This is a genomic window from Aliidongia sp., assembly GCF_035943795.1.
Lineage (GTDB): Bacteria > Pseudomonadota > Alphaproteobacteria > ATCC43930 > CGMCC-115725 > Aliidongia.
Genome location: NZ_DASZBY010000141.1, coordinates 1 through 24,136, shown reverse-complemented (window position 1 = coordinate 24,136; position 24,136 = coordinate 1). Strand labels below are relative to the sequence as shown.

At 67.6% G+C, this 24,136-nt stretch carries 31 protein-coding genes and 1 pseudogene; 22 read left to right on the top strand and 10 right to left on the bottom strand.

Going from position 1 to position 24,136, the window contains the following annotated elements; translation table 11 throughout:
- Positions 1-15 precede the first annotated feature (15 nt).
- Genes VGV37_RS27325 through ccmI form a run of 7 tightly spaced genes read left to right on the top strand, consistent with a single transcriptional unit; the run spans position 16 to position 5,654 of the window.
- Positions 16-741, top strand: a complete 726-nt coding sequence (locus VGV37_RS27325) for a heme ABC transporter permease (protein WP_326882976.1) — start codon at positions 16-18, stop codon at positions 739-741.
- The gene (gene ccmD / locus VGV37_RS27320) at positions 741-914 is read left to right on the top strand and encodes a heme exporter protein CcmD (RefSeq protein ID WP_326882975.1); all 174 of its coding nucleotides are present in this window, start codon (positions 741-743) and stop codon (positions 912-914) included. Before VGV37_RS27325 ends, ccmD begins: the two co-directional genes overlap by 1 nt.
- Positions 911-1,408, top strand: a complete 498-nt coding sequence (ccmE, locus tag VGV37_RS27315) for a cytochrome c maturation protein CcmE (protein WP_326882974.1) — start codon at positions 911-913, stop codon at positions 1,406-1,408. Before ccmD ends, ccmE begins: the two co-directional genes overlap by 4 nt.
- Complete coding sequence (locus VGV37_RS27310) at positions 1,405-3,387, top strand: heme lyase CcmF/NrfE family subunit (RefSeq protein WP_326882973.1); 1,983 nt, start codon at positions 1,405-1,407, stop codon at positions 3,385-3,387. Before ccmE ends, VGV37_RS27310 begins: the two co-directional genes overlap by 4 nt.
- On the top strand, positions 3,377-3,934 hold the full coding sequence (locus VGV37_RS27305; RefSeq protein WP_326882972.1) for a DsbE family thiol:disulfide interchange protein: 558 nt from the start codon (positions 3,377-3,379) through the stop codon (positions 3,932-3,934). The genes VGV37_RS27310 and VGV37_RS27305 overlap by 11 nt, the downstream gene beginning before the upstream one ends.
- Positions 3,931-4,392 (top strand): cytochrome c-type biogenesis protein, encoded by a 462-nt coding sequence (locus VGV37_RS27300; protein WP_326882971.1) that lies wholly within the window; start codon positions 3,931-3,933, stop codon positions 4,390-4,392. The genes VGV37_RS27305 and VGV37_RS27300 overlap by 4 nt, the downstream gene beginning before the upstream one ends.
- On the top strand, positions 4,389-5,654 hold the full coding sequence (ccmI, locus tag VGV37_RS27295) for a c-type cytochrome biogenesis protein CcmI (protein ID WP_326882970.1): 1,266 nt from the start codon (positions 4,389-4,391) through the stop codon (positions 5,652-5,654). The genes VGV37_RS27300 and ccmI overlap by 4 nt, the downstream gene beginning before the upstream one ends.
- Before the next feature lie 10 nt (positions 5,655-5,664).
- Here the strand turns inward: ccmI and VGV37_RS27290 are convergent, their stop codons facing one another.
- The gene (locus tag VGV37_RS27290) at positions 5,665-6,213 is read right to left on the bottom strand and encodes a GNAT family N-acetyltransferase (RefSeq protein ID WP_326882969.1); all 549 of its coding nucleotides are present in this window, start codon (positions 6,211-6,213) and stop codon (positions 5,665-5,667) included.
- Positions 6,214-6,569: 356 nt separating this feature from the next.
- Here VGV37_RS27290 and VGV37_RS27285 point away from each other — a divergent pair, with 356 nt between their 5' ends.
- From VGV37_RS27285 to VGV37_RS27265, 5 genes are all read left to right on the top strand, one after another.
- On the top strand, positions 6,570-6,791 hold the full coding sequence (locus tag VGV37_RS27285) for a hypothetical protein (RefSeq protein ID WP_326882968.1): 222 nt from the start codon (positions 6,570-6,572) through the stop codon (positions 6,789-6,791).
- A gap of 199 nt (positions 6,792-6,990) precedes the next feature.
- Positions 6,991-7,764, top strand: coding sequence for an ABC transporter substrate-binding protein (locus VGV37_RS27280; RefSeq protein ID WP_326882967.1), 774 nt, complete (start codon positions 6,991-6,993; stop codon positions 7,762-7,764).
- A 106-nt stretch (positions 7,765-7,870) separates the two neighbouring features.
- Complete coding sequence (locus VGV37_RS27275) at positions 7,871-8,638, top strand: ABC transporter substrate-binding protein (RefSeq protein WP_326882966.1); 768 nt, start codon at positions 7,871-7,873, stop codon at positions 8,636-8,638.
- A gap of 60 nt (positions 8,639-8,698) precedes the next feature.
- Positions 8,699-9,370, top strand: coding sequence for an ABC transporter permease subunit (locus VGV37_RS27270; protein WP_326882965.1), 672 nt, complete (start codon positions 8,699-8,701; stop codon positions 9,368-9,370).
- A 10-nt stretch (positions 9,371-9,380) separates the two neighbouring features.
- Positions 9,381-10,106 carry an ABC transporter permease gene (locus VGV37_RS27265; protein ID WP_326882964.1) on the top strand — a complete coding sequence of 242 codons (726 nt, stop codon included), beginning with the start codon at positions 9,381-9,383 and terminating at the stop codon, positions 10,104-10,106.
- 52 nt (positions 10,107-10,158) lie between these two features.
- On the opposite strand, the gene VGV37_RS27260 is transcribed toward VGV37_RS27265, so the two are convergent.
- Entirely contained in the window at positions 10,159-10,443 is a 285-nt protein-coding gene (locus tag VGV37_RS27260) for a hypothetical protein (RefSeq protein ID WP_326882963.1), read from the bottom strand.
- A gap of 194 nt (positions 10,444-10,637) precedes the next feature.
- Between VGV37_RS27260 and VGV37_RS27255 the strand changes: the two genes are divergently transcribed.
- Positions 10,638-10,808, top strand: a complete 171-nt coding sequence (locus VGV37_RS27255; protein ID WP_326882962.1) for an entericidin A/B family lipoprotein — start codon at positions 10,638-10,640, stop codon at positions 10,806-10,808.
- 27 nt (positions 10,809-10,835) lie between these two features.
- Here the strand turns inward: VGV37_RS27255 and trpS are convergent, their stop codons facing one another.
- Both trpS and murJ read right to left on the bottom strand, forming a co-directional pair.
- Complete coding sequence (trpS, locus tag VGV37_RS27250) at positions 10,836-11,834, bottom strand: tryptophan--tRNA ligase (RefSeq protein ID WP_326882961.1); 999 nt, start codon at positions 11,832-11,834, stop codon at positions 10,836-10,838.
- A gap of 87 nt (positions 11,835-11,921) precedes the next feature.
- Positions 11,922-13,472, bottom strand: a complete 1,551-nt coding sequence (murJ, locus tag VGV37_RS27245) for a murein biosynthesis integral membrane protein MurJ (protein ID WP_326882960.1) — start codon at positions 13,470-13,472, stop codon at positions 11,922-11,924.
- Positions 13,473-13,583: 111 nt separating this feature from the next.
- Here murJ and dapB point away from each other — a divergent pair, with 111 nt between their 5' ends.
- Positions 13,584-14,390: a 4-hydroxy-tetrahydrodipicolinate reductase gene (dapB, locus tag VGV37_RS27240; RefSeq protein ID WP_326882959.1), complete on the top strand. Its 807-nt coding sequence runs from the start codon at positions 13,584-13,586 to the stop codon at positions 14,388-14,390.
- Here the strand turns inward: dapB and VGV37_RS27235 are convergent.
- Positions 14,357-14,863: a DUF2244 domain-containing protein gene (locus VGV37_RS27235; RefSeq protein ID WP_326882958.1), complete on the bottom strand. Its 507-nt coding sequence runs from the start codon at positions 14,861-14,863 to the stop codon at positions 14,357-14,359. The two genes, dapB and VGV37_RS27235, sit on opposite strands and share 34 nt — an antisense overlap.
- Before the next feature lie 108 nt (positions 14,864-14,971).
- Between VGV37_RS27235 and nth the strand changes: the two genes are divergently transcribed.
- Positions 14,972-15,610, top strand: a complete 639-nt coding sequence (nth, locus tag VGV37_RS27230; protein ID WP_326882957.1) for an endonuclease III — start codon at positions 14,972-14,974, stop codon at positions 15,608-15,610.
- Between the two features lies 1 nt (position 15,611).
- Here nth and VGV37_RS27225 read toward each other — a convergent pair whose 3' ends face one another.
- The 3 genes from VGV37_RS27225 to VGV37_RS27215 all read right to left on the bottom strand — a co-directional run bounded on the left by VGV37_RS27225 (position 15,612) and on the right by VGV37_RS27215 (position 17,766).
- On the bottom strand, positions 15,612-16,028 hold the full coding sequence (locus VGV37_RS27225; RefSeq protein ID WP_326882956.1) for a hypothetical protein: 417 nt from the start codon (positions 16,026-16,028) through the stop codon (positions 15,612-15,614).
- Between the two features lie 235 nt (positions 16,029-16,263).
- On the bottom strand, positions 16,264-16,998 hold the full coding sequence (locus tag VGV37_RS27220) for a polymer-forming cytoskeletal protein (RefSeq protein ID WP_326882955.1): 735 nt from the start codon (positions 16,996-16,998) through the stop codon (positions 16,264-16,266).
- Between the two features lie 99 nt (positions 16,999-17,097).
- Positions 17,098-17,766, bottom strand: coding sequence for an EI24 domain-containing protein (locus VGV37_RS27215; protein ID WP_326882954.1), 669 nt, complete (start codon positions 17,764-17,766; stop codon positions 17,098-17,100).
- A gap of 144 nt (positions 17,767-17,910) precedes the next feature.
- On the opposite strand from VGV37_RS27215, the gene VGV37_RS27210 reads away from it, so the two are divergent.
- Together VGV37_RS27210 and typA are read left to right on the top strand one after the other, a co-directional pair.
- A complete protein-coding gene (locus VGV37_RS27210; RefSeq protein ID WP_326882953.1) occupies positions 17,911-18,894 on the top strand; it encodes an adenosine kinase in 984 nt (327 codons plus the stop codon).
- Positions 18,895-18,913: 19 nt separating this feature from the next.
- Positions 18,914-20,731, top strand: a complete 1,818-nt coding sequence (typA, locus tag VGV37_RS27205) for a translational GTPase TypA (protein WP_326882952.1) — start codon at positions 18,914-18,916, stop codon at positions 20,729-20,731.
- A gap of 87 nt (positions 20,732-20,818) precedes the next feature.
- On the opposite strand, the gene VGV37_RS27200 is transcribed toward typA, so the two are convergent.
- The gene (locus VGV37_RS27200) at positions 20,819-21,151 is read right to left on the bottom strand and encodes a nucleotidyltransferase family protein (RefSeq protein WP_326882951.1); all 333 of its coding nucleotides are present in this window, start codon (positions 21,149-21,151) and stop codon (positions 20,819-20,821) included.
- Positions 21,152-21,217: 66 nt separating this feature from the next.
- On the opposite strand from VGV37_RS27200, the gene VGV37_RS27195 reads away from it, so the two are divergent.
- Entirely contained in the window at positions 21,218-21,352 is a 135-nt protein-coding gene (locus VGV37_RS27195) for a hypothetical protein (RefSeq protein ID WP_326882950.1), read from the top strand.
- On the top strand, positions 21,349-21,993 hold the full coding sequence (locus tag VGV37_RS27190) for a glutathione S-transferase N-terminal domain-containing protein (protein ID WP_326882949.1): 645 nt from the start codon (positions 21,349-21,351) through the stop codon (positions 21,991-21,993). The genes VGV37_RS27195 and VGV37_RS27190 overlap by 4 nt, the downstream gene beginning before the upstream one ends.
- A gap of 9 nt (positions 21,994-22,002) precedes the next feature.
- Here the strand turns inward: VGV37_RS27190 and VGV37_RS27185 are convergent, their stop codons facing one another.
- Complete coding sequence (locus VGV37_RS27185; protein WP_326882948.1) at positions 22,003-22,563, bottom strand: TetR/AcrR family transcriptional regulator; 561 nt, start codon at positions 22,561-22,563, stop codon at positions 22,003-22,005.
- Between the two features lie 172 nt (positions 22,564-22,735).
- Between VGV37_RS27185 and VGV37_RS27180 the strand changes: the two genes are divergently transcribed.
- From VGV37_RS27180 to VGV37_RS27170, 3 genes and pseudogenes are all read left to right on the top strand, one after another.
- Positions 22,736-23,293, top strand: coding sequence for a peptidylprolyl isomerase (locus VGV37_RS27180; RefSeq protein ID WP_326882947.1), 558 nt, complete (start codon positions 22,736-22,738; stop codon positions 23,291-23,293).
- 81 nt (positions 23,294-23,374) lie between these two features.
- Entirely contained in the window at positions 23,375-23,863 is a 489-nt protein-coding gene (locus VGV37_RS27175) for a peptidylprolyl isomerase (RefSeq protein ID WP_326882946.1), read from the top strand.
- Positions 23,864-23,900: 37 nt separating this feature from the next.
- Positions 23,901-24,136 (top strand): annotated as a pseudogene (locus tag VGV37_RS27170) (MFS transporter); the annotation flags it as partial.

The window sequence follows — 24,136 nt, the reverse complement described above, 5'->3', positions numbered from 1 at the left end:
GGTAGAAGGTTCCTGATGCATCGTTTCGCCAATCCCGCCCGCTTCATGCGCCTGAGCCAGGTCGTATTGCCCTGGCTCGCCGTGGTGACCGTCGCCCTATTGGCGATCGGGCTGGTGCTGGCGCTCGTCGTGGCCCCCCCCGACTATCAGCAGGGCGAGAGCGTGCGCATCATGTTCGTCCATGTGCCGGCCGCCTGGATGGCGATGTGCGCCTATACCAGCCTGGCCGCCGCCAGTGCCGCGGCACTCGTCTGGCGCCACCCGCTGGCCGAGATCGCGGCCGAGGAGACGGCACCGCTGGGCGCCGTCTTCACCGGGCTCTGCCTGGTCTCGGGCGCGCTCTGGGGCCAGCCGATGTGGGGCACCTGGTGGGCCTGGGACGCGCGCATGACCTCGGTCCTGGTGCTGTTCTTCCTCTATCTCGGCTACATGGCGCTGCTGAACGCGTTCGACGATCCGACGCGCGGCCGGCGCGCGGCGGCGATCCTGGCCCTGGTCGGGTTCGTGAACGTGCCGATCATCAAGTTCTCGGTCGATTGGTGGAACACGCTGCACCAGCCGGCGAGCGTGCTGCGCCTGGGCGGCCCGACCATCGACCCCTCGATCCTGGCGCCGCTGCTGGTCATGGGCCTGGCCTTCACCCTGCTGTTTGCAACCCTGCTCATCGTCCGCATGCGCGCGGCCCTGATCGAGCGTAAGATCCGGGCACTCGAGGCCACCGACGGGAGGATGTTCGGCTGATGGGCCTTTCGACCTGGCTCGCCATGGGCGGCTATGCCGTCTTCGTCTGGCCGGCCTATGGTGTCGCGGCTGCGGCACTCGGCCTGCTGGCGATCGGATCGGTGCGCCGGTATCGGATGGCGCAGCGGCGACTGGCCCGGATCCCCGGTGCGCGCCGCGGAGAGGATTCATGACCCGTAAGCGCCGTCGCCTGATCTTCGTCCTCGCCGGCATGGGCTGCCTCGGCATCGCGACCGCGCTGGTGCTGAACGCGTTCGACGACAATCTGGTGTTCTTCTACAGCCCGACCGACATCGCCCAGAAGCATCCGGGCACGGCGAAGCGCCTGCGCATCGGCGGCCTGGTCGAGACCGGCAGCCTGACCACGTCGGACGGCGGCAAACGCTTCAATTTCAAGGTGACCGACGGCAAGACCGACATGGCCGTGAGCTATGTCGGCGTGGCGCCCGCCCTGTTCCGCGAGGGCCAGGGCGTCGTCGCCGAAGGCAAGCTTGGCGCCGACGGCAGCTTCGCTGCGGCCACCTTGCTGGCCAAGCACGACGAGAAATACATGCCGCCCGAAGTCGCCGCCGCGCTGAAGAAATCCGGCGAATGGCGTCCCGACGGGCAGGCGGCCGCCCCCGGCGCCGCCGACAAGCCGGCGGAATCCGCGAGTATCAAGCCATGATCGCCGAAGCCGGCCATTTCGCCCTGATCCTGGCGTTGCTGATCGCCATCGTGCAGTCGATCCTGCCGATGATCGGCGCCACCCGGAACAGCCGGCCGCTGATGGATGTGGCTCCGATGGCATCGCTGCTGCAGTTCGGTGCGGTCGCGATCGCGTTCGGCGCGCTCACTCACGGCTACGTAACCTCGGACTTCTCGCTGAAGAACGTGGTCGAGAACAGCCATTCGCTGAAGCCGCTGCTGTACAAGATCACCGGCGTCTGGGGCAATCACGAGGGCTCCATGCTGTTGTGGGCCCTGATCCTGACGCTCTACGGCGCCGCCGTCGGCGCCTTCGGCCGCAACCTGCCGCCGGCCCTGAAGGCGCGCGTACTGTCGATCCACGGCATGATCGGCGTGGGCTTCCTCGCCTTCATCCTGTTCACCTCGAACCCTTTCCTGCGCATGCTGCCGGTGCCGCCGGACGGCGAGGGGCTGAACCCGATCCTGCAGGACCCGGGCCTGGCCTTCCATCCGCCGTTCCTCTACCTGGGCTACGTCGGATTCTCGATGGCGTTCTCCTTCGCCGTCGCAGCCCTGATCGAGGGCCGGGTCGATCCGGCCTGGGCGCGCTGGGTCCGTCCCTGGACCCTGGTCGCCTGGTGCGCGCTCACCCTCGGCATCTGCCTCGGCAGCTGGTGGGCCTACTACGAGCTGGGCTGGGGCGGCTGGTGGGCCTGGGACCCGGTCGAGAATGCGTCGTTCATGCCCTGGCTGTCCGGCACGGCGCTGCTGCATTCCTCGATCGTGGTCGAGAAGCGCGACACGCTCAAGGGCTGGACCATCTTCCTGGCGCTCGTCACCTTCTCGCTGTCCCTGCTCGGCACCTTCCTGGTCCGATCGGGCGTGCTGTCGTCGGTCCATGCCTTCGCGGTCGACCCGGCGCGCGGCGCCTTCATCCTGGTGCTGCTGGTCATGGCGATCGGCGGCTCGCTCCTGTTGTTCGCCCTGCGCGCGCCGGCCTTGCGCTCGACCGGGACCTTTGCCCCGATCAGTCGGGAATCGGCGCTGGTGCTGAACAATCTGCTGCTGGCGACGGCGGCGCTCACCGTGTTCCTGGGCACGCTCTACCCGTTGTTCCTCGACGTGATCGGCGGCGACAAGGTCTCGGTCGGGTCGCCCTACTACAATGCCACTTTCGTGCCGCTGATGGTGCCGCTGGTGCTGGTCATGGCGGCCGGCCCGATGATGACCTGGAAGCGCGCCGACCTCACGGGCGTGCTGATGCGGCTACGGCTCGCCTTCGGCGGCGCTCTGGCGGTGGCCCTGGTCATGATCATCGTGACCAAGGGCCACAAGGCGCTGGCACCGCTGGGGATCGGCCTCGCCGCGTGGCTGCTGTTCGGCACTTTGCGCGAGCTTGCCGAGCGGATCCGGCTGTTCCAGGCGCCCTGGCAGGTCGTGCGCAATCGGCTGGCGCATACCACCCGCGCCGCCTGGGGCATGAGCATCGCACACGCCGGCATGGCCGTGACCATCGCCGGCATCACCGTCGCCAGCGGCTGGCAGCAGGAGGCGATCCAGACCCTGAAGCCGGGCGACAGCGTCACCCTGGCCGGCGACAGCTATCGCTTCGACAAGGTCGAGCCGCTGCCTGGCCCGAACTATTCGGCCGAGCAGGCGACCGTGACGGTCAGCCGGGACGGACGGACCTTCGCGACCATGCATCCCTCACGACTGACCTACCCGCTGCAGCGCATGACCACGGCCGACGTCGCGATCCACACCGACGGGTTCAGCGACAAATACGTCGTGCTGGGCGAACCGCAGCCCGACGGCGGCTGGATCTTCCGGCTCTATTACAATCCGCTGGTGCCCTGGGTCTGGTTCGGCGCGATCATCATGGTGCTGGGCGGCGTGCTGTCGCTGAGCGACCGCCGGCTGCGCATCGGCGCGCCGGTCCGCAAGGCCAAACGGGCGGAGGCCGGACTTGCCGCCTGAGCCCCGCAGCGGCCTCGGCCGACGCCTGCTGTTCCTGCTGCCGGTCGCGGCCTTCATCGGTCTGGTCGCGGTCTTCGCGTTCGGCCTCGGCCATGACCCCTCGGCGCTCAAATCGGCGATGATCGACAAGCCGGCGCCGGCGTTCAGCCTGTCGCCGATCCTGGAGGACCGGCCGGGCCTGGCACGCGCCGATCTGGGCGGCAAACCGGTGCTGGTGAATTTCTTCGCTTCGTGGTGCGCGCCGTGCCGTGCCGAACACGCGACCTTGACCGGGCTCGCCGCCGCGGGGGTGCCGGTCTATGGCATCGCCTACAAGGACAAGCCCCAGGACGCCCGGCGCTTCCTCACCGATCTGGGCGATCCGTACCAGAGGATCGGGCTCGACTTCGACGGCCGCACCGCGATCGACTTCGGCGTCTATGGCGTGCCGGAGACCTATATCCTCGATCGCGACGGGCGCATCCGTTACCGCTATGCCGGCGCGCTGACCGACGCAGTGCTGAAGACCGAGATCCTGCCGCGGCTGGAAGCGCTGGCTCAGCCATGACCGCCCGCCTTGCCGCAACCCTGGGACTGCTTCTGGCCTTCGCCGCGCCGGCCTTTGCGGTCAATCCCGACGAACGCCTGGCCGATCCGGTGCTGGAGGCGCGCGCCCGCACGCTCGGCAAGTCGCTGCGCTGCCTGGTCTGCCAGAACCAGTCGATCGACGATTCCAACGCCGACCTCGCCCATGACCTGCGCGTGCTGGTGCGCGAACGCCTGACCGCCGGCGACAGCGACCCCCAGGTGCTGGCCTATCTCCAGGCGCGCTACGGCGACTACGTGCTGCTGAAGCCGCCGGTCGATCCGGCAACCTGGGTGCTGTGGTTCGGCCCCGGCGCGGTCCTGCTGGTCGGCGCCGGCGTGCTGATCCTGCGGCGCCGCCCCGTGCCGGCGGTGCCGGTCCCGCTTTCGGCCGAGGAACGCGCCCGGGTCGACCTGTTGATGGCGGGCACCGAGGAATGATCCTGCTGTGGGTCGTGCTGGCCCTGATGACCGCCGCCGTGCTGGCGGCCCTGCTGCGCCCGCTGCTGCGCGTCGGCGGCGCGGCGGCGGGTCGCGCCGACTACGACGTCGCGGTCTATCGCGACCAGCTGGACGAGCTCGGCCGCGACGAGCAGCGCGGCACCCTGTCGCCGGGCGAAGCCGCGGCAGCCCGGCTCGAGATCGAGCGCCGCCTGCTGTCGGCGGCGGCGAAGGGCGACGCTGCGCCCACGGCGCCGCGGCCGGCCCGGTTTGCAGCGATCCTGGTCATGCTCGCCCTGCCGGTCGCGGCAGTCGGGCTCTATCTCGACCTGGGCGAACCGGACCTACCGGACCAGCCCTTGAGCGCGCGGGTCACCGAAAGGCCGCTGCTGGCCCAGGACGGCTCGCTCGATCCGGCCAAGGTCAAGACGGCGCTGGAAGCCCGGCTCGCGGCCGATCCGACCAGCCTCGACGGCTGGCTGCTGCTGGGCCGGACCGACGCCAGCCTCGGCGCCTGGGCCGATGGCACGGCGGCGTATGAAAAGGCGATGAGCCTGTCGAATGGCCGGCCGGACGTTGCCGAAGCCTATGGCGAGCTGCTGGTGGGATCCGCCGGTGGCGAGGTGACCCAGCCCGCGAAGGACCTGTTCGCCCGCGCCGTCGCCGCCGATCACAATCGTATCAAGGCGCGCTATTACCTGGCGCTGGGCGCCGCCCAGCACGGCGACCTGCCCCAGGCCATCGCGGGATGGAAGACGCTCGAAGCCGATGCACCGTCGACGGCGCCCTGGCGCCAGACCGTGGTCGAGCTGCGCCAGGAGGCCGAGCGTCGCCTGGCCGGCGGAACGGATGACGATCAGCCGGCGTCGTCTCCGCCATCGTCGGGCACGCCTGCCGGTCCCATGGCCGCCCAGATCGCCAAGCTGCCGCCGGGCGAGCAGGGCCAGGCGATCCGCGGCATGGTCGAGGGCTTGGCTGCCCGGCTCGACGCCAATCCCGACGATCTGCCGGGCTGGCAGCGACTGGCGCGCGCCTATGTCGTCATGGGCGAGGGACAGAAGGCGGAGGCCGCCTATCGCCAGGTGCTGCAACGCGACCCGAAGCAGCCCGACGCGCTCTGGCAGCTGGGCCTGGCCGCCGCCTCGACCGGCCGCAAGGACGAGGCGGCCGGCCATTGGCACGCCTTGCTCGCCCAATTGCCCGCCGGCTCCGCCCAAGCCATCCAGGTGCAACAGGCGATCGATCAGCTGGCGGCGAAATAGGCCGCAGCCTTCAATCGATCCGGCTGCGTGCCCGGGCCTGGCGGTGGATGGCGTCGGCCAGGTCGGGCCAGCCATAGGCGACGGCCGGGACACCGAAGGGGCCCATGTCGAGTTGCCGGTCGGCGATCCGGCGACCGCCGACCCGTTCGTAGAAGAAGCGCGACGGGTTGGCCGCCAGGACCCACAGCATGGCCGAGGACAGGCCGCCACGGATCATCCGCTGGAACAGCGCCAGCAGCAGTTGCCGGCCGACGCCCTGGCCCTGGAAATCCGGGCCGACATAGAGCGTGAAGATTTCGCCGGCATAAGGCAGCGTCGTCTCGCGCTGGATGCCGCAGCTGCCGAAACCCAGCACGCGCTCGCGCTCGTCGAAGGCCAGCATCGCGTCGTCGGGCCGATGCGTGATGAAGCGGGACCATTGGCGCGCCCGCTGGCCCGGGTCGAGCGCGGTCAGCAGGTCGTCCGGCAACATGCCCGGGTAGGTCGCCCGCCACGTCTCGACATCGATTTGGGCGATCGACTGAACATCCGATGCCCGGGCGGATCTGATCGACAACATGCGCGTCTCCCTCGGTCGACGGCCGCTCTGAGCCCCGATCGTAGCAGGCAATGCCGGCCCGGTCGCAAGCGCGAACTGCGGGTGCACGGAAATTGATTGCGTTCGATGAACGCCGGCCCCGATGAAACAGTTCGATACAAACCGACGCGCCGGCCGACATCATCGCGGTACAGAACGGGCGTATTCCTGGCGGTACGAACCATCGATCCCAACCATCCACCCCATTGGGAGCTTGTCGATCATGCGCGCGCTTTTCGCCCCTCTGCTGCCTCGCGACATCGCGACCACCATGCCGCTGCTGCTGGGCCTGCTGTCGCTCGGCCTCGCGCTCTACGCGATCCGCTGAGGCCAAGGCCATGGCACGCTTCCCGAAGTGGCAGGACGACGAGCGCCGTCTGCTGGGTCATTCCTGGGGCCGGGTCCCCATCGAAGCGATCGCCCACCAGCTGGGCCGCAGCGAGAACGCCATCCGCCAGGAAGCCTACAAGCTGTTCGGTACGACGCTCGACCGGGAGCCGATCCGCCGGCGCCGCAAGCAGCCTCGGGTCCGCTTCTATTCGCTGGGTCTGGCCGACTGACCGATCCCTTTGGTTCGGGCCGGATCCGCACGCCGGATCCGGTTTCGCCCTGCCGCCGTCGGGCCGTTGGTTCCCCCAGTCCCAGCCCCTCCCGACGGCGGTTCTTTTTGACTTATGTCGGATGAATTTGCGGCAGGGCTTGACGCGGACCGCGCGGCCCTTGAGGCTCGGCATCGCGTTCCCTTCGGCCGAGGTCCTCATGCATCTTCGCTCCGCTTCCCTGTTCCTGTCCGGCCTGCTGGCCCTCGTCACGGGCGCCGCCCCTGCCGCCGCGGCCGACGCGCCGCAGAAAATCCGCATCGCGACCGAGGGCGCCTACCCGCCGTTCAATTTCAAGGCGCCCGACGGCACGCTGCAAGGCTTCGACGTCGACATCGCCCATGCGGTCTGCGACGAGGCGCATCTCGACTGCACGGTCGTGGCCCAGGACTGGGACGGCATCATTCCCGGCCTGCTCGCCAAGAAATACGACGCGATCGTCGCCTCGATGGCAATCACCGAGGAGCGCAAGAAGAAGGTCGCCTTCACCGACAAATATTACCAGATGCCGGCCCGCTTCGTGGCGAAGAAGGGCGCCAACTTCACGATCTCGAAGGAAGGGCTGAAGGGCAAGGCGCTCGGCGCCCAGCGCGCGACCATCCATGCCAACTACCTGCAGGAAACCTACGCCGACGTCGCCGACGTCAAGCTCTACGACACCCAGGAGAACGTGACGCTCGACCTGACGTCCGGCCGGCTCGACCTGGTTCTGGCCAGCTCGGGCGTGATCCTCGGCGCCTTCCTCAACAAGCCCGAGGGTGCCGACTACGAGCTGACCGGCCCGGAGCTGAAGCTCGGTGCCGGCACCGCCATCGCCGTGCGCCAGGGCGACGACGCGCTGCGCGAGACCTTCAACAAGGCGATCGCCGCGATCCGCGCGAACGGCAGCTACGACAAGATCAACGCGAAATATTTCCCCTTCTCGATCTACTGACCGGCGGCGCGACGTCGGCCAGCCTTGACGGAGAGGACCGGGGCGGCGAGGCTCCGGGCGCACGAGAGCCCAACCAAGGGCCGAACAAGAGAACAGGAGGTTCCCCATGCGCCTTTTCCTCATCGCCGCCCTCGTGGCGGCCACGATCGGGTTCCAAGGCCAGGCTCAGGCCCAGGACAAGGTCCGCATCGCCACCGAAGGCGCCTATGCGCCGTTCAATTTCAAGGCGCCCGACGGCACGCTGCAGGGCTTCGACGTCGACATCGCCAAGGTGCTGTGCGAGCGCGCCCACCTGGAATGCACCATCGTGGCGCAGGATTGGGACGGCATCATCCCCGGCCTGCTTGCCAAGAAGTACGATGCCATCGTCGCTTCCATGTCGATTACCGAAGAGCGCAAGAAGAAGGTCGATTTCACCGACAAGTATTACCAGACCCCCGCCCGCTTCGTGCAGAAGAAGGGGGCGAATCTCACCATCTCGAAGGACGGGCTGAAGGGCAAGACGATCGGCGCCCAGCGCTCGACCATCCATGCCCAATACCTGCAGGACAATTACGCCGACGTGGCCGACATCAAGCTGTACGACAGCCAGGAGAACGCCGACCTGGACCTGACGGCCGGACGGCTCGATCTGGTGCTGGCAGACTCGATCGTGCTGCTCGAAGGCTTCCTCAACAAGCCCGACGGCAAGGGGTTCGAATTCATCGGACCCGAGTTGAAGGACCCGAAATGGTTCGGTGCCGGTGCCGGCATCGCGGTCCGCCCCGGCGACGCCAAGCTCAAGGATGCCTTCAACAAGGCGCTGGCCGAGATCCGCAAGGACGGCACTTACGAAAAGATCGACGCGAAATATTTCCCGTTCTCGATCTACTGAGCCTGAAGACCGGGGCGGGCCCCTTGCCCGCCCCGGGCTCCTTTACCGGATGACAGCTGGATGGATTTGAAGGGCTTCGGCGCCCAGATCGCGACCGGCGCGGGACTGACCCTGCTCGTGGCGGCACTCAGCCTCGTGATCGGCCTCGCCATTGGCGGCCTTGGTGCCGCCGCCAAGCTGTCCGGTTCCCGGCCGTTGCGCGTGATTGCCGACGCGTACACCACCCTCATGCGCGGCGTGCCCGAACTGCTGATCCTGTTGCTGCTCTATTTCGGCGGCACGGTTCTCCTGACCTGGGTCGCCGGCGAATATGTCGAGGTCAATGGGCTGGGCGCCGGCCTGTTCGCGCTGTCGCTCCTGTGCGGAGCCTATACGACCGAGGTGCTGCGCGCCGCGATCCAGAGCGTGCCCCGGGGCCAGTTGGAGGCGGCCCGTGCGCTGGGCCTGCGTCAGGCCCATGTCGTGCGCCTGGTCATGCTGCCCCAGGTCTGGCGGCTGGCGCTGCCGGGCCTCGGCAACACCTGGCTGGTATTGCTGAAGGATACGTCGCTGATTTCCGTCGTCGGCCTGGAAGAGCTGATGCGCAAGTCGGCGATTGCCGCGGGAGCTACCCACCAGCCCTTCACGTTCTACGCCGTCGCGGCCGGGGTCTATCTGCTGTTCACCACCGTTTCCGTCCTCGGCATCTCGGCCCTCGAGCGGCGCGCGCGGCGCGGCCTGGCTCGGGCCTGAGGAGGCGGCGATGGATTGGCAATTGATGCTCGACAGCCTGCCGCGCTTCCTCGCGGGTGCCTGGCTAAGCCTGAAACTCATCGGGATCTCGCTCGTCGCGGGCGCCGTGCTGTCGCTGCCGATCGCGTTCGCCCGGGCCAGCCGCCGGCGGGTCCTGTGGATGCCGGCCTTTGCCTATACCTTCTGCTTCCGCGGCACGCCGCTGCTGGTGCAGCTGTACCTGATCTATTACGGGGCGGGCCAGTTTGCCTGGGTCCATGACAGCTGGCTGTGGCCGCTGCTGCGCCAGCCGTTCGGCTGTGCCGTCATCGCATTCGCGATCAACACAGCGGCCTACCAGGCGGAAATCCTGCGCGGCGGCATCATGGCGGTGCCGGTGGGCGAGGTCGAGGCGGCACGCGCGCTGGGCATGAGCGAATGGCTGATCCTGCGCAAGATCGTGCTGCCTCAGGCGCTGCGGCTGACCCTGCCGGCCTATGGCAACGAAATCATCCTGGTGGTGAAATCCTCGTCGCTCGCCAGCACGATCACGCTCCTCGACATCACCGGGGTCGCCCGCAGCATCGTGGCCGAGAGCTTCGCGGTCTACGAGGCGTTCCTCGATGCCGGTGCGGTCTATCTGATCCTGACCTTCCTGATCACCCGGGCGGTCGGCGCGGCGGAAGGGCGGCTGATGCGTCACCTGCAGCGGGAGGATCTGGCGAAAGTGCCGAGCCTGGTGCCGCTGGGCTCGTGAACCGGACCGAAGCCGGCTCGGGCACCGCGCCCGGGCCGGTTTTGTCGATCGTTCAGTCGGCGCCGCCCGGCTGGATCCCCACGGCGGCCGAAGGCTGGGCGCAGGCATAGGCGCCGGTCTTCGTGGCGGCGTACCAGCGATCGCCCGGGACATGGGACTTGCGGGCGACCCAGTTGACCCAAAGAACCTGATCGGTCGGACATGCCGCCTGTGCTGCCGACTGCACGACATAGAGCGGCGGCAACGGTTCCCGGTGATAGGGTTGGGCGGCGGAGGCCGCCGCGCCGGTCATGAGCCCGGCAACGGCACAAAGCCCGGCAAGCATAGAGTTGTTCATCATCCATCTCCTTGAAGATGCAGAGCGTAAATCGCTCGACATTTCAGAAGTGGCAACGCCCGGTTCAGACATCCAACATCGATTAGGTAACAAACTATATGTCCAGCATATAGTGACGAAAGGGAACGAAAGCGCCCGGCATGGGTTGACGGCGAGAGACCTCGATCCCGAGGTCGTCGCACAGGAGAAACGACATGCGCTCGACCCTCAAGGATCGCGCTGCCAAGGCCCTTTTGACGCTGGTTCTGCTGGGCTCGCTCGGTTCCACGCTCGCCGCCTGCAACACGACCGCCGGCGCCGGCCAGGACATCAGCAATACCGGCCACGTGATCACCAAGGCTGCCGACAAGAATATGCCGCAGTAACGACCTGGGACCGCTGCGGCCGTTTCGCTACGGCCGCAGCAACCCGACCAGATCCTTGATCGCCGCCAGGTTCGGCTGGGCGATCGCATTGGCCCGTTCCGCGCCCCGGCGCAACAGCGCGTCGAGCTGGCCGATATCCGACAGGATGCGGGCGCGTTCGTCCGCGATCGGCGCCAGCTTCGCGACCGCGACTTCCGCCAAGGTTTCCTTGAACCGCGAGAACTCGCTGCCGGCGAATTGGGCCACCGTCTCGGCCAGGCTGGCATCGGTCAGCGCCGCATAGATGCTCAGCAGATTTTCGGCCTCGGGCCGCGCCGCCGCCGCCTCGATGCTGTCCGGCAGGGGCAGCGGATCGGTCTTCGCCTTGCGGATCTTGAGCGCGATCGTATCCGCGTCGTCGGTCATGTTGATGCGCGAGTAGTCCGACGCATCCGACTTCGACATCTTCTTGGTCCCGTCGCGCAGGCTCATGACGCGGGTCGCGGCACCCATGATCTGCGGCTCCGGCAAGGGAAAGAAATCCGTCCCGAATTGCCGGTTGAACAGCTGCGCCAGATCGCGTGCCAGCTCCAGATGCTGCTTCTGATCTTCGCCGACCGGCACGTGGGTCGCCTGGTAGATCAGGATGTCGGCGGCCATCAGCACCGGATAGGCATAAAGCCCGAGCCCGACCGAATCCTTGTTCTTGCCGGCCTTGTCTTTGAACTGGGTCATGCGGTTCAGCCAGCCGAGCGGCGTCAGGCAGGTCAGGATCCAGCTGAGTTCGGCATGGGCCGAGACGGTCGACTGGTTGAAGATCGTGGCCTTTTCCGCATCGATGCCGGCGGCGATATAGGTCGCCGCGACCTCGCGCGTGCTGGTGCGCAGAGCCACGGGATCCTGGGGCACGGTGATCGCGTGGAGATCGACGATGCAGAAGATGCACTCGTACTCCGCCTGCAGCCGCACCCAGTTCTTCAGCGCGCCCAGATAATTGCCGATATGCAGATTTCCGGTCGGCTGGATGCCTGAGAGAATGCGGTTCATGAGACGAAGACCGAGCGGTTCGAGGACGGGAAAGGTGTTTCGGTTAGCCCGATGACCCGGGCGGGTCAAGCGACTTGATCCCGGGGTTCAGGCCGGCTGTCGTCGCAGCAGCCGTTTCAGGTCGCGCCATTGGGCGGCGCCGAACAGGAACACGAACAGCGCATAGCTGGCGAGGCCGCTCGCGATCAGGCCGACCAGCGCCAGGACGCGCACCGTGCCCGATCCATCGCCCAGCGCCGAGCCCAGCAGACGATCGACGCCCAGCAGCACGCCAGCCATCGCGAGCGCCGCCAGGATCTGGCGCGGCACGGTCGACAGCAGCCGCCGGTCGAGGCTCAGGTGCCCGCGCCGCCGCAAGGCCAGGCCCAGCAGACCGACATTGACCCAGGCCGCGGTCATGGTCGCCAGCGCATTGCCGACATGGGCGAAGAAGCGGCTGAGGATCAGGGTCAGCACCAGGTTGACGACCAGCGAGGCGACGGCGATCCGCACCGGGGTGCGCGTATCCTGGCGGGCATAGAACGCCGGCACCAGCACCTTGACCGCGACCAGCGCCGGCAGGCCGAAGGCATAGACGATCAGCGCCAGGGCGGTTTCATGCGCGGCATGCAGCGTGAAATCGCCTCGGACCAGCAGCACCGACAGGATCGGTTCGGCGATGATCGCCAGCGCTGCCGCCGCCGGCAGGGTGAACAGGAACGCGAATTCCAGCCCGCGGTTCTGCGTATCCGCGGCCGCCGCGACGTCGCCGCCGCGCAATTGCCGCGACAGGGTCGGCAGGATCGCCGTGCCGACCGCGATGCCGACCACGGCGAGCGGCAACTGGTTCAGCCGGTCGGCGTAATAGAGGTACGTGACCGAGCCGGCCGGCAGCATCGAGGCGACGTTGGTCGAGACGAACAGGTTGATCTGGTTGACGCTGGCGCCGAACACGCCCGGCCCCATCAGGGCCAGCAGGCGCCGGATGTCGGGCGTCAGCCGCGGCATCGGCAACTTGAGCGCCATGCCGGCGCGCGTGCAGGACACGGCAAGCCACAGGAACTGGACCAGCCCGGCGATGCTGACGCTCCAGGCCAAGGCCTCGACGACATGGCCGAACCGCCGGCCCCAGAACACGGCCGCGATCATGAACACATTCAGCAGCACCGGGGTGAAGGCGACCGCGCCGAATTTGCCGAGCGAGTTCAGGATCCCGCCCTGGAGCGAGACCAGGGAGATGAACAGCAGGTAGGGAAAGGTGATGCGGGTGAGCGAGGTGGCGGCGGCGAACTGCTCCGGCCGTTCGGTAAAGCCCCAGGCGATGGCCGGGATCAGCAGCGGCATGCACGCCTCGGCCAAGACCGTGATCGCCAGCAGCCCGGTCAGCAGCACCGCCATGGCGCGCTCGGCATAGGCCCGGGCCGCCGCCTCGCCCTCGTCGGCGATCCGATGGGCGAACAGCGGCACGAAGGCGGTCGAGAACGCGCCCTCGGCGAAGATCGTCCGGAACATGTTGGGCAGGCGCTGTGCCACCACGAACACGTCGGACAGGTGCCCCGCCCCCAGCGCCTGTGCCGTCAGCATGTCGCGCACCAGGCCGAGCACGCGGCTGATCATGGTATTGCCGCCGATGGTCGCGACGGAGCGGAACAGGGACATGGAAAAGGGACGGCTTCCGGTCGGTGACGGGGCTTGTCTAGCGGCGGGCGCAACCATACACATGGCCATTGCCCGCGCAAAGCCGGCCTCGGACATCTTGGGAGCGTTCAGATGAATCAGTGCCGGATCGGTATCGTCGGCTGTGGCGGGCGGATGGGCCGCATGCTGATCGCCGAGATCGCCCAGACCGAAGGCGCCGTCGTCGCCGGCGGCACGGAGCAGACCGCGACGTTGGCGGGTCAGGACCTGGGCACGCTCGCCGGCCTCGGGCCGCTCGGCGTTGCCGCCGGTACGGATGCGGCGGCACTGATCGCCGCCTCGGACGCCATCATCGATTTCACCGTGCCGGCCGCGACCGTGCGCCATGCCGAGTTGGCCGCCGCCGCCGGCAAGATCCTGGTCATCGGCACGACCGGGCTCGACGCCGCCCAGACCAGGGCGATCGAGGCGGCGGCCCGGCAGGCGCCGATCGTCTGGTCGGCCAACATGAGCCTGGGCGTCAACCTGCTGCTGGGCCTGGTCGAGCAGGTTGCCGCCCGGCTCGGGCCCGACTACGACATCGAGATCCAGGAAATGCACCACCGCATGAAGATCGACGCGCCGTCTGGCACGGCGCTGGCGCTCGGCCGCGCGGCCGCGGCCGGTCGCGGGGTGCCGCTGGAGGATGTCTGGGTCAAGAGCCGCGACGGCCATACCGGCGCGCGCGCGGGCGGCAGCATCGGCTTCGCCACCCTGCGCGGCGGCGACGTGGTCGGCGATCACACCGTGATGTTCGCCGGGCTGGGCGAACGGCTGGAACTGACCCACAAGGCGGCCGACCGGCGCATCTATGCCCGGGGGGCGGTGCGCGCGGCATTGTGGGCCGTGGGCCGGCCCCCGGGTCTCTACGGCATGAAGGACGTGCTCGGGTTGCGATAGCGCACGAGGGCCGCGTCCAGGTCGGCCGCGAGCGCGCGCCGTTCCTCCGGGGTCAGGAACCCGGCGACGGCAAGCTCGCGACCATGGGACGCCAGCAGCAGCCGATTGCCGCGGTTGCCCAGCTCGATCATGCGGATGCGCAGCCAGAAGGCCTGGAAGCGCCAGGTCCGGATCTCGCCGCGCACGCTCACCCGCTCGACCGTCACGTCGTCGCCGGCGAGCCGGATGGTCTCGCGCATCCGGCCGCTGCGGTAGGACAGGCGGAAGGCGCCGTAGAGCAGCAGCACGTCGAGCCCGAAGAAGCCGGTCACCGGCCAGGCGCCCATCATGACGAAGCCGACGCCGGTCACGAAACTGACCCCGGCCACCGCCAGCATGAAAAAGAAGAACCCGCGCGGCGGCAGGCTGCGGTGCGGCCGCAGGACCGCCTCATATCGGGGCGTCGGATCGGGCGAGGATGCCGGTTCGCTCATGATGGCCCCAAGCATAGGGCCGGCGGCGCGGGCGGGTAAAGCCACACGGCGGCACCCTGGCGCGGCGTTCGGTCGCCCTATATCCTGCGCGCCATGACCGCCGCCCTGATGCCCAAAGCCGACATCGACAGGTTCTTCCAACGGTTGGCCGAGCGGATGCCGGCGCCCGAGACGGAACTCGTCTATTCCAATCCGTTCACCCTGCTGGTCGCGGTCGTGCTGTCGGCCCAGGCGACCGACATCGGCGTCAACAAGGCGACCAAGGCGCTGTTCGAGATCGCCGACACCCCGGCCGGGATGGCGGCGCTCGGCGAAGAGACGATCCGCAGCCACATCAAGACGATCGGCCTGTTCAATACCAAGGCCAAGAACGTGCTGAAGTTGTCGGAGATGCTGGTGGCCCAGCATGGCGGCGCCGTGCCGCGCGACCGGGACGCGCTGGAGGCGCTGCCGGGCGTCGGCCGCAAGACCGCGAACGTGGTGCTGAACGTGGCATTCGGCGAACCGACCATCGCCGTCGATACCCATATTTTCCGGGTCGGCAACCGTACCGGACTGGCGCCCGGCAAGACGCCGCGCGCCGTCGAGGATGGCTTGATGAAGCGGGTGCCGGCCCCTTGGCGGCTGCATGCCCACCATTGGCTGATCCTGCACGGACGCTATACCTGCAAGGCGCGCAAACCGGAATGCCCGACCTGTCCGGTCGCGGACGTCTGCCGCTACAAGGCCAAGACCCTGGTCGCGTGAGCTATTCGGCCGAGGCGGAGCGCTGATCGGGGAAGGGCGAGCAGCCATCGTCAGGGGTGCCGAGCCTGGCCCGGTCCCGCGTCGTGGCATGGGCGACCTTGAGGCCGCCGGCTTCCGGATACAGGAAGACGTCGAGCACGCAGGACGCGCTGCGATATTGCCAGATCTCGGCCGGAGGATCACGCCGGGTGAAGTCGGGAGAGCCTAGGCGCTGCATCAACTGCCGGTCGGACATGTCATGCAGCGACGCCATCTCGGCCAGCGCGAAGTGCGGACGGGCGGCCTGGGGCGTGCGGTAGGTGACGTCGGTAGGAGACAGGGCGGCATTTCCGGGCGCATTGACCCCGGTGGAGCAGGCGGCAAGCAGCGTCGCCAGCAGGATGGCGCCGACCGGATTCCGAAGGTTCCGACGCGCCATCTCGACTATGCCCGCGGCCGAGCCGGACGTGGCATGCACAATGAAATCCCCTAAAATCACCCCATCGGTACTTGCCGGAATCCGATCCCCCGATGCAACGGGAATCGTGGCCCCCAACGATCTTTTTCGCCACAACCCAGGACGGTAGGGAACAGGCCTTTAAATTTGACTAATGGGAACGTGATTTGAGGGGTCATCCTCCCCGGCATCGGCGGATGCCGGGGAGGATGACGGATCAGACGATCCGGGTCGCGCTCAGGTCGTGGAGCGGCAGATCGCTGTTCGTGGCGCTCGAGGCCGAGGAGGCGCTGCCCGACGGCTTGACCTCGATCGCGTCCAGGCCGGTCGACTGCACGTCGCCGGAAACCTGGCCGCCGCATTCGACCTCCAGCTGGCCGTAGCGGATCGTGCCGGACACCCGGCCGGTCGCCTTGATCAGCAGGCGGGTCTTGACCGTCAGCGAGCCTTCGAACCGGCCGTGGATTTCGGCATGGTCGACCGACGCCGTCCCCTTGAACAGGCCGGTATGGGCGATCTCGATGTCCTTGCAGTTCGACAGGTTCGCTTCGACGCTGCCTTCGACCAGCAGGCGGTCGCACGTCGTGATCTCGCCGGACAGCGTGATCTCGCGGCCGACCAGCAGTTGCCGCAGTTCCGGCTGCTGGCGGACGGGCGCCGGAGCCGGGGCGGGCATGGCGCCGAAAGCGGCGTTGGAGCCGGGCGCGGTGGGCAACGGTTCGGCCGGGCGGCGGGGCAGTTCAGTAGCCATAGGACGGATTACCTCAGGTGTGACGGGACGCAACGGCGTGGCCGGGATGCGGTTCGGCAGAGTGGGTTGAGCGGGTTGGGATGCGCCGGGGCCGAAGCCCGGCCGCGGTCCGACCTTGGCGGCCGGGGCCACGAGATTTTCCGGCGCGAGCGCCTGGTCGGACGCTCCGTCTTCGCCTTCGGTCTTCTTGCGGCGGAACATGTATTCGATCCCCAAAGTTTGTCGTACGATTGTCGAATACCGAACTCGAAGCGACTTCGGCCCGGCGAACGCCGGCGAGATGATGCGGTAGCGGCCGGGTCACACCGGATCCAGCCCCCGGAACCGTTCGACCAGATGGACGGCAGCCGCGAGACCGATGATCGGCGCCACGAGATTGACGACCGGCAGAGCGAACAGCCCCGCGACGACCACGCCGGTGAGGATGAATCTCAGCCGGTGTTCCCGCCACAGCCGCTGTGTGCCGCGCCAATCGACCCTGCGGAGCGCCACGACATCGAAATACTCACGGCCGAGAAGGTAGCCGTTCAGGCCGAGAAATAGAACCAGATTCAAGCCCGGAAACAGCAGGTAGAAAGGCAACGCGACGATGTTCAGCACCAGGCCGAGCAGGGCCAGCCGGATGCCGCTCCACAGGTTTGCCATCTGGCGGGATGGGGGCGGCGTGGCAAGATTGGGGTAATGACGGCGCTCGACCGCCTCGATGATCGCTTCGGCGTATAGTCCGAGGATCATCACGACGACGCTCGGGAACAGCAGCCAGGTCAGGACCGGGGCCGCGAACGCGCCGAGGAAGGCCGCGAGCACCTCGACCCAATGGGTCTGCGCCAGCCAATGATGCAACAGGACGGCGAGAAGCCACCACAGGGCCGCGAAGACCAGGCAGGCCCACGCGACCGAGCGCAGCAGCGGCCCGCGCATTTCGGGCCGGGGCAATTGAGCGAAAGCACGGGAAAGAGCTGAAACCATGGGCGAAACGGGCCTCGACCGGCAAGGGAAAGCAGGGTGTCGCGGTTAGCGGATACTACCCCTGCGCCCGGGTCGGTTGCCAGCGGAGCGGAAATTCATATACTGCGCCGCAAAATACGCCCTCATACCAGGAAATATCCGTCTATGACGACCGCACCGCTCGACGTCGTCGGCATCGGCAATGCCATTGTCGACGTGATCAGTCAGTCAGATGACGCCTTCCTCGCCGCCCAGGCGATGGACAAGGGCGCCATGATGCTGATCGACGAGCCGCGTGCCGAGGCGATCTACGGCGCCATGGGCCCGGGCATCGAGGCGTCCGGCGGGTCGGCCGGCAATACGATCGCCGGCCTGGCGTCGCTCGGCGGCAAGGCCGGCTACATCGGCAAGGTGCGCGACGACGTGCTGGGCAAGGTGTTCCGCCACGACATCACCGCCACGGGCGTGACGTTTCCGACGCCGGCCGCGACCTCCGGCCCCGCGACCGCGCGCTGCCTGATCCTGGTGACGCCGGATGCCCAGCGCACCATGAACACGTTCCTTGGCGCCTGCGTGAACCTGGGTCCGGACGACGTCGACGCCGATTTCGTGGCGAGCGCCCAGGTGACCTACCTCGAAGGCTACCTCTACGATCCGCCGCTGGCGCAGGAAGCCTTCCGCAAGGCGGCCGAGATCGCCCATGGCGCCGGCCGCAAGGTCGCGCTGTCGCTGTCCGACTCCTTCTGCGTCCATCGCCATCGCCAGGCCTTTCTCGATTTCATCGAAGGGCATGTCGACGTGCTGTTCGCGAATGAGGCGGAACTGACCGCGCTGTTCGAGACCGAGGATTTCGACCAGGCGGTCTCGCAGATCCGTCGCCTGACCGAGCTTGCCGCCGTGACGCGCGGCGCCCGGGGCTCGGTCGTCGTGACGCGCGACCAGATCGTCGAAGTGCCGGCCGCCGCCGTCACCCGTGTCGTCGATACGACCGGGGCGGGCGACCTTTACGCCGCGGGTTTCCTCTATGGCCTGACCCGCAACCTGCCGCTCGCCGAATGCGGGCGGATCGGCAGCATCGCCGCCGCCGAAATCATCAGCCATTACGGCGCCCGCCCCGAGACGCCGCTCGCGGCCCTCATTCAGGCCTGAGTAGAGATCCGAGATTCCCATGGACATCCGTAACATCGCCATCATCGCCCACGTCGACCACGGCAAGACCACGCTGGTCGACGCGCTGCTGCGACAGAGCGGCACCTTCCGCACCAATCAGCAGGTGGCCGAACGGGCCATGGACTCGAACGACCTCGAGCGCGAGCGCGGGATCACCATCCTCGCCAAATGCACCTCGGTCGTCTGGAAGAACACGCGCCTCAACATCGTCGACACCCCGGGCCATGCCGACTTCGGCGGCGAGGTCGAGCGGATCTTGAGCATGGTCGACGGCGTCGTCGTGCTGGTCGATGCGGCCGAGGGCCCGATGCCCCAGACCAAGTTCGTCGTCGGCAAGGCGCTGAAGCAAGGCCTGAAGCCGATCGTTCTGGTCAACAAGGTCGACCGGCCCGACGCCCGCGTGCAGGAAGTGCACAACGAGGTGTTCGACCTGTTCGCCGTGCTGGACGCGACCGACGAGCAGCTGGATTTCCCGACCCTGTTCGCGTCCGGCCGCAACGGCTGGGCCGCCGAGTCGCTGGACGCGCCGCGCGAAGACCTGTCGCCGCTGTTCGAGTTGATCGTGCGCCATGTCGAGCCGCCGAAGGGCGACAAGGATGCGCCGTTCGCGATGTTGGCGACCACGCTCGAGGCCGACCCGTACCTGGGCCGCGTGCTGACCGGCCGCATCCTGTCCGGCACGGCGCGCGTCAACATGCCGGTGAAGTCGATGCATCGCGACGGCAAGACGATCGAGAGCGGTCGCCTGTCGAAGCTGCTGTCGTTCCGCGGCCTGGAGCGCGTGCCGGTCGAGTTCGCCGAGGCCGGCGACATCATCGCGGTCGCTGGACTGACCGAGACGACCGTGGCCGACACGATCTGCTCGCCGGAAGTGATGAACGCGATCCATTCGACGCCGATCGATCCGCCGACCTTGGCCATGACCTTCTCGGTCAACGACAGCCCGCTCGCCGGCCGCGAGGGCACCAAGGTCACCTCGCGCATGATCGCCGAGCGCCTGATGCGCGAGGCCGAGGGCAACATCGCCATCCAGGTGCGCGAGACCGCGGACAAGGACGCGCTCGAAGTGGCCGGCCGCGGCGAGTTGCAGCTGGGCGTGCTGATCGAGAACATGCGCCGCGAAGGCTACGAGCTGTCGATCTCGCGGCCGCGCGTGCTGTACAAGACCGAGAACGGCCAGCGCATGGAGCCGATCGAGGAAGTGCAGATCGACGTCGACGAGGAGTTCTCGGGCGTCGTCGTCGAGAAGATGAGCCAGCGCAAGGCCGACCTGACCGATATGCGCCCGTCGGGCGGCGGCAAGACCCGCGTGACGTTCCTGGCGCCGGCCCGTGGCCTGATCGGCTATCAGGGCGAGTTCATGACCGACACGCGCGGTACCGGCCTGATGAGCCGCCTGTTCCATGGCTACGCACCTTTCAAGGGCCCGATCGAAGGCCGCCGGGTCGGCGTGCTGATCTCGAACGGCGACGGCAATGCGGTGGCCTACGCGCTGTGGAACCTGGAAGACCGTGGCCCGATGTTCATCGTGCCGGGTGCGGCGATCTACCAAGGCATGATCATCGGCGAGCATAACCGCGAGAACGATCTCGAAGTGAACGCGCTGAAGGCCAAGCAGCTGACCAACATCCGCACCACGTCCAAGGACGAGGCGATCCGCCTGACCACGCCGCGCGTCATGACGCTGGAGCAGGCCATCGCCTACATCCAGGACGAAGAGCTGGTCGAGGTGACGCCGAAAAGCATCCGCCTGCGCAAGAAGCTGCTGGACCCGAACGAGCGCAAGCGCGCCAGCCGGTCGGCCGAAGCCTCGTAAAGCGCGTTTCGCGCGCCGGTCGAACGAAGGGGCCGCGAGTGATCGCGGCTCCTTTTTCTTTGCCTCCCTTCTCTGGTGATGCTCCCGTCACGGTCCCGGAGGCGCAATCCGCGACCAGGGCCAGCGGGCGCGGTAGCTTTCAGCCTTGGCCTGGAACAGGTCCGCCACGCGGATGCCGACGCAGGTGCAGGCGACCAGATAGCGGCCGATCCCGTCCTCGGTCGAGACCAGCGGCGGGTAGCCGGCACCGAAGCGCCGGATGACCCGATCCTCCGCCTCCGAGCCGAGATCACCATCGTCGAAATAGAACACGTCGTAGCCCTTGATGCCGGCATCGACCGGCCGCGCCGACCGGCGGTTCCACACCGCCTGAAACAGGCAGCCCGGAGAACGGAAGAGGCGCTTGCGTACCATCGGCATGATAATACATACTCAAGGTATGTACCTTGGGTCTGGTCGATCCGGGGCATAGCCTGGGAGCTTCCGATGATCGTCATATGGATTGTAATCGCCCTGTTCGCGGCCGGAGATACCGCCGCCAGCGTCGCCAAGGATCCGGCACCCTCCAATGTCTCGGCCACAGCGTCGGTCGATGCCGTGCCGCCGGGGGCAGCACCATGAAACTCTATGCCAGCCCCTTCGCCTGTTCGTTCACCGTCCGGGTCGCCCTGGCCGAGGCCGGCCTCGCCGCGGACGTGGTGTGGGTCGATCTCAAGACCAAGCAGGCCCAGGACGGCAGCGACCTGCGCACGCTCAACCCCAAAGGCCAGGTGCCGACCCTGGTGCTCGACGACCGGGCGGTACTGACCGAGGTCGGCGCGATCCTGCAATATGTCGGCGACCGGGTGCCCGGCCTGCCGCTGGTGCCGCCGCCCGCCTCGTTCGAACGCTACCGGCTGCAGGAATGGCTGAGCTTCATCGCCGGCGAAGTGCACAAGACTCTGGGCGTGCTGCTGATCACCGGGCCGGCTTTCGATCCGACCGGCGCCGACGCGACGCGGCGCCTGGCCCAGCATCTGCTGCCGCCCCGGCTGGACCACATCGCCCGGACGCTCGACCGGGGCTCGTTCCTGATGGGCGAATATTTCACCGTCGCCGATGCCTACCTGTTCAACATGCTTATCTGGGCGCGCTATGCCGAGGTCGACCTGACGCCCTGGCCCGGCATCGGCGCCTATTCCGCCCGGTTGGCGGCACGGCCGGCCATCGCGCCGGTGCTGGCCGAGGAACGCGACGTGCGCTTCGCCGGCCAGCGTCCCTAGCATCTCCGCTCACGCGGCCGGGACGGTTCCCGGCTGCGTGCGCAGGGCCTGCAGCATCAGCTCGATCTCGGCCCGGACGCCCGGCAAGGCGGCAGCCGGGTCGTCGAGCTGCGCCAGATAGCGCGCCGCCTCGGTTAGCGCACCATAGATCGCCGCCGCCAGCGGCTCGGGCGCCCGCGGCGGCATCAGGCCGGCCTTGATCGCCGCGCGGATGCCGCCGGAGATCACGCCAAGAGAATAGGTCGTACAGACACTGCGCCAGACGTCCCAGCCGAGGACCGACGGCCCCTCGCGCAACACCAGCCGCTGCAGGCCGGGCTCGAGGGTCAGGTCCAGGAAGGCGAGACAGCCGGATCGCAGCATGGTCCAGGGATCGCCCGGCTTGGCCGCCGCCAGGATGTCGGCCATCAGCTTGCGCTCGGCCTCCTCGAACACCGCGTGGAAGATCGCCTTCTTGTCGGTGAAATGATGATAGAAGGCGCCCTTGGTCAGGGCCGCGTGGCGCGTGATGTCGTCGACCGAGGTCGCAGCATAGCCTTCGGCCCGGAACAAGGTGCGGGCGGCATCCATCAATCTGGCCAGCGAGGCGGCCGTGCGTTCTTCCTGTGTTGCCATAGCATGCGAGGCTAGCACGGCGCGGAATGCGGAAGCCAGCGGTGCCCGATGACGAGATGCCGCGCTTTCCCGCCGGCGCAGGCTCCGCTATCGTCGCGGCCTTTCATCACCCCTCCAGGGATCGATCATGCAGAAGCTGTTCCGCGTCCTGCTCCTTCTCGTAACTCTCGTCATGGCGCCGCTCGGCGCCCAGGCAGCCGATCCGGAGAATACGCTCTACCTCGACATTCCGGCCGGTCGCGTCGTGATCCAGCTGCGCCCCGACCTGGCGCCCAACCACGTGGCGCGCATCAAGGATCTGGTCCGCCGTGGCTTCTACGACGGCCTGACCTTCCATCGCGTCATTCCCGACTTCATGGCCCAGACCGGCGATCCGCTGGGCAACGGTTCGGGCGGCTCGGGCAAGAACATCAAGGCCGAGTTCTCCAAGGAGCATTTCGCCCGCGGCATCGTCGGCATGGCGCGCTCGAGTTCGGTTGATTCCGCCGATAGCCAATTTTTCATCACCACCGGCGATGCGGGCTTCCTCGACGGCAAATACACCGTGTTTGGCCAAGTAACGTCGGGCATGGAGTTCGTCGACAAGCTGCAGGCCGGCACCCAGGCCAACAACGGCGCCGTCGCCCGCCCGGACAAGATCGTCCGGCTGCAGGTCGCCGCCGACGCCGACAAGAAGAAGAGCTGAGGCTTCGTCGCTTGTGAGCCCGGCGCGGGGCCGCTAAGGTCCCGCGTTATTTTCATATCCCAGAACTCCGGAGGAACCGCGATGGCGGCCGATCTCGAAAATACTCTCTATCTCGACGTGCCGGCCGGCCGGGTCGTCATCGAAATGCGCCCCGACCTGGCGCCGAACCATGTCGCCCAGATCAAGCGCCTGGTGCGTGAAGGCTTCTACGACGGCATCCCGTTCCATCGCGTGATCGACGGCTTCATGGTGCAGACCGGTTGCCCGCGCGGCGACGGCACCGGCGGCTCGGGCAGCAAGCTGAAGCAGGAATTCTCGAAGGAGAAGCACCTGCGCGGCGTCTGCTCCATGGCGCGCTCGTCGGATCCGAACTCGGCCGACAGCCAGTTCTTCATCATGCTGGGCGATTCCGCCCATCTCGACAACCAGTACACCATCTGGGGCAAGACCGTGTCGGGCATGGAATTCATCGACGCGATCAAGAAGGGCAGTTCCGCCCGCAACGGCAGCGTGACCGATCCGGACAAGATCGTCAGCTTCAAGGTCGCCGCCGACGTCGAGGCGGCCTGATCCGCCGTCACGACAAGACACCGGCGGGCGGCCATCGATGCTTGAAACGATCAAGATCTACGGCCGCCCGCGTCTGCTGGCGATCCTGGGCATGGGCTTTTCGAGCGGCCTGCCCCTGGCCCTCAGCGGCTCGACCTTGGCCCTCTGGCTCGCCGACGCGCATATCTCCCTGAAGGAGATCGGCGTCTTCGCCCTGGTCGCCGTCTCCTATAATTTCAAGTTCCTATGGGCACCGCTGGTCGATCGGCTGGGTATTCCCGGCCTGACTGCGCT

Bases quoted from the DNA above. Each gene is read 5' to 3' on its own strand.
- VGV37_RS27325 (WP_326882976.1), top strand. From the start codon at position 16: ATGCATCGTTTCGCCAATCCCGCCCGCTTCATGCGCCTGAGCCAGGTC.
- ccmD (WP_326882975.1), top strand. From the start codon at position 741: ATGGGCCTTTCGACCTGGCTCGCCATGGGCGGCTATGCCGTCTTCGTC.
- ccmE (WP_326882974.1), top strand. From the start codon at position 911: ATGACCCGTAAGCGCCGTCGCCTGATCTTCGTCCTCGCCGGCATGGGC.
- VGV37_RS27310 (WP_326882973.1), top strand. From the start codon at position 1,405: ATGATCGCCGAAGCCGGCCATTTCGCCCTGATCCTGGCGTTGCTGATC.
- VGV37_RS27300 (WP_326882971.1), top strand. From the start codon at position 3,931: ATGACCGCCCGCCTTGCCGCAACCCTGGGACTGCTTCTGGCCTTCGCC.
- ccmI (WP_326882970.1), top strand. From the start codon at position 4,389: ATGATCCTGCTGTGGGTCGTGCTGGCCCTGATGACCGCCGCCGTGCTG.
- VGV37_RS27290 (WP_326882969.1), bottom strand. From the start codon at position 6,213: ATGTTGTCGATCAGATCCGCCCGGGCATCGGATGTTCAGTCGATCGCC.
- VGV37_RS27285 (WP_326882968.1), top strand. From the start codon at position 6,570: ATGGCACGCTTCCCGAAGTGGCAGGACGACGAGCGCCGTCTGCTGGGT.
- VGV37_RS27280 (WP_326882967.1), top strand. From the start codon at position 6,991: ATGCATCTTCGCTCCGCTTCCCTGTTCCTGTCCGGCCTGCTGGCCCTC.
- VGV37_RS27275 (WP_326882966.1), top strand. From the start codon at position 7,871: ATGCGCCTTTTCCTCATCGCCGCCCTCGTGGCGGCCACGATCGGGTTC.
- VGV37_RS27270 (WP_326882965.1), top strand. From the start codon at position 8,699: ATGGATTTGAAGGGCTTCGGCGCCCAGATCGCGACCGGCGCGGGACTG.
- VGV37_RS27265 (WP_326882964.1), top strand. From the start codon at position 9,381: ATGGATTGGCAATTGATGCTCGACAGCCTGCCGCGCTTCCTCGCGGGT.
- VGV37_RS27260 (WP_326882963.1), bottom strand. From the start codon at position 10,443: ATGAACAACTCTATGCTTGCCGGGCTTTGTGCCGTTGCCGGGCTCATG.
- VGV37_RS27255 (WP_326882962.1), top strand. From the start codon at position 10,638: ATGCGCTCGACCCTCAAGGATCGCGCTGCCAAGGCCCTTTTGACGCTG.
- trpS (WP_326882961.1), bottom strand. From the start codon at position 11,834: ATGAACCGCATTCTCTCAGGCATCCAGCCGACCGGAAATCTGCATATC.
- murJ (WP_326882960.1), bottom strand. From the start codon at position 13,472: ATGTCCCTGTTCCGCTCCGTCGCGACCATCGGCGGCAATACCATGATC.
- dapB (WP_326882959.1), top strand. From the start codon at position 13,584: ATGAATCAGTGCCGGATCGGTATCGTCGGCTGTGGCGGGCGGATGGGC.
- VGV37_RS27235 (WP_326882958.1), bottom strand. From the start codon at position 14,863: ATGAGCGAACCGGCATCCTCGCCCGATCCGACGCCCCGATATGAGGCG.
- nth (WP_326882957.1), top strand. From the start codon at position 14,972: ATGCCCAAAGCCGACATCGACAGGTTCTTCCAACGGTTGGCCGAGCGG.
- VGV37_RS27225 (WP_326882956.1), bottom strand. From the start codon at position 16,028: ATGGCGCGTCGGAACCTTCGGAATCCGGTCGGCGCCATCCTGCTGGCG.
- VGV37_RS27220 (WP_326882955.1), bottom strand. From the start codon at position 16,998: ATGTTCCGCCGCAAGAAGACCGAAGGCGAAGACGGAGCGTCCGACCAG.
- VGV37_RS27215 (WP_326882954.1), bottom strand. From the start codon at position 17,766: ATGGTTTCAGCTCTTTCCCGTGCTTTCGCTCAATTGCCCCGGCCCGAA.
- VGV37_RS27210 (WP_326882953.1), top strand. From the start codon at position 17,911: ATGACGACCGCACCGCTCGACGTCGTCGGCATCGGCAATGCCATTGTC.
- typA (WP_326882952.1), top strand. From the start codon at position 18,914: ATGGACATCCGTAACATCGCCATCATCGCCCACGTCGACCACGGCAAG.
- VGV37_RS27200 (WP_326882951.1), bottom strand. From the start codon at position 21,151: ATGCCGATGGTACGCAAGCGCCTCTTCCGTTCTCCGGGCTGCCTGTTT.
- VGV37_RS27195 (WP_326882950.1), top strand. From the start codon at position 21,218: ATGATCGTCATATGGATTGTAATCGCCCTGTTCGCGGCCGGAGATACC.
- VGV37_RS27190 (WP_326882949.1), top strand. From the start codon at position 21,349: ATGAAACTCTATGCCAGCCCCTTCGCCTGTTCGTTCACCGTCCGGGTC.
- VGV37_RS27185 (WP_326882948.1), bottom strand. From the start codon at position 22,563: ATGGATGCCGCCCGCACCTTGTTCCGGGCCGAAGGCTATGCTGCGACC.
- VGV37_RS27180 (WP_326882947.1), top strand. From the start codon at position 22,736: ATGCAGAAGCTGTTCCGCGTCCTGCTCCTTCTCGTAACTCTCGTCATG.
- VGV37_RS27175 (WP_326882946.1), top strand. From the start codon at position 23,375: ATGGCGGCCGATCTCGAAAATACTCTCTATCTCGACGTGCCGGCCGGC.